The following is a 1928-nucleotide window of genomic DNA, read 5'->3' as shown; positions in this document are numbered from 1 at the left end:
CGAAGGTAATGAAATGAATGAAGAATTTGCAGCCTTAGAGACGTTTTTACTTCCTTTTAAAAATTTATTTGCTGAAGACGGTATTAACGAAATTATGGTTAATAAGCCTGGAGAAGCATGGGTTGAAAAAAAAGGTGATATATATTCTAAGCAAATACCGGAACTGGATAGCGAACATCTACTTTCATTAGGGCGTTTAGTCGCTCAATCTACCGAACAGATGATTTCAGAAGAAAAACCGCTTCTTTCGGCAACTTTGCCGAATGGCTACCGTATTCAAATAGTATTTCCTCCTGCTTGTGAGATAGGACAAATCATTTATTCTATAAGAAAGCCTAGCGGTATGAATCTAACTTTAGATGAATATGCTAAAATGGGGGCATTTGATGATACTGCAACAGAGAGTTTAGTAGATGAAGATGCAGTAATTTTAAATAATTTCTTAGCTGAAAAAAACATTAAAGAATTTATTAGACATGCAGTTGTTTCAAAGAAAAATATCATAATTAGCGGCGGTACTTCAACCGGTAAAACTACTTTTACTAATGCGGCACTTACTGAAATACCTGCAATAGAAAGATTAATTACTGTAGAAGATGCTCGTGAGGTTGTGCTATCAAGTCATCCTAACAGAGTGCATTTACTTGCTTCAAAAGGAGGACAGGGGCGTGCAAATGTTACCACTCAAGATTTAATAGAGGCCTGTTTGCGTTTAAGACCGGATAGAATTATAGTCGGTGAGCTTCGAGGTAAGGAAGCTTTTAGCTTTTTGCGTGCTATTAATACAGGTCACCCCGGTTCAATATCAACTCTGCATGCCGATAGTCCCGCTATGGCTATTGAGCAGTTAAAGCTTATGGTTATGCAAGCAGATCTTGGTATGCCGCCTGAAGAAGTAAAGAAGTATATTTTAACCGTTGTAGATATCGTTGTGCAGTTAAAACGCGGTAGCGGTGGGAAAAGATATGTTTCGGAAGTATATTATAAGAAGAACAAGAACGCTGAGGGGATGGTGTAGACTCGTTTAATTTGGAAAAGAGCAAGGCGTTTCATATTTTTTGACCGCAGCGTACATATTATAGTACGTTTGCTCTTTTCCAAATTAAACGAGTCTACCATTTTCTATGCAATATGCATAGGTGTTAGTTTAAGGGAGCGATGTCATACCGTGGCTTGACCACGGTATCCAGAAATATAACTAAAAATATTAACAATGTTAGTATTTTTAACTGGATTCTGCTATAAGTTTGCGAGATGACATTAAAGGTTACTGGATTCCCGCTTCCACGGGGATGCAGTTTAGTAGGAATATTAACAATATTAAGTGATAAGTAAAAACTAGGAATATCAATTCATGGAATGGCATAAGATACTTAAAGTTACTAGGAATATATTCGGTCATGCTATAATTCATCCGGTTGTTATTTTTTGTACCATTTGGATAAGCGGTGCATTTGTTGCAATTTTTACTAATGAGGTTGGAGCTTTAGGTGTAGATATAAATGCTATAAATATTGCTTATAAGTGGGCTTACTGGCTTATTAACGTTTGGGGGCAGTTAAAAATTGCCGACTATAATTATTTAAAATTGAAGCTACTTGTATCTCTTCTTGGTTCCGCTATTGTTGTTATAATATTTTACATTAAAAATTTTGAAAGAATAAAATCATTACAATTTTTTGAGCAACCGGAAAAAGTATATGGAGATGCTAGCTGGGCTAATCCGTCAGATATAGAGGCTGCTGGTCTTAGATCCAAAAAAGGTATGTTAATAGGTGTTGATGCCGGTGGATATTTTGTTGCAGATGGGTTCCAGCATGCTTTATTATTTGCTCCTACAGGTTCAGGTAAAGGTGTGGGTTTTGTGATACCTAACCTGTTATTTTGGAGTGATTCGGTAGTAGTACACGACATAAAGCTCGAAAACC

Annotated in this window: 2 protein-coding genes; both read left to right on the top strand. The window is 36.6% G+C overall.

Annotation, left to right across the window (positions count from 1 at the left end; genetic code table 11):
* The first annotated feature begins 13 nt into the window (after positions 1-13).
* Positions 14-1018: a P-type DNA transfer ATPase VirB11 gene (gene virB11 / locus REIS_RS10220; RefSeq protein ID WP_037214280.1), complete on the top strand. Its 1005-nt coding sequence runs from the start codon at positions 14-16 to the stop codon at positions 1016-1018.
* A gap of 336 nt (positions 1019-1354) precedes the next feature.
* A partial coding sequence (locus REIS_RS10215; RefSeq protein ID WP_040614915.1) for a type IV secretory system conjugative DNA transfer family protein occupies positions 1355-1928 on the top strand: 574 nt, incomplete at its 3' end.

The organism is Rickettsia endosymbiont of Ixodes scapularis (assembly GCF_000160735.1).
GTDB classification, from domain to species: Bacteria; Pseudomonadota; Alphaproteobacteria; order Rickettsiales; family Rickettsiaceae; genus Rickettsia; species Rickettsia tamurae.
Note: the sequence above shows the minus strand (reverse complement) of the source record. Positions and strands in the feature narration are given on the sequence as shown.

Excerpts from the sequence above, each read along its gene's own strand:
- virB11 (WP_037214280.1), top strand. The coding sequence starts at position 14 with ATGAATGAAGAATTTGCAGCCTTAGAGACGTTTTTACTTCCTTTTAAA.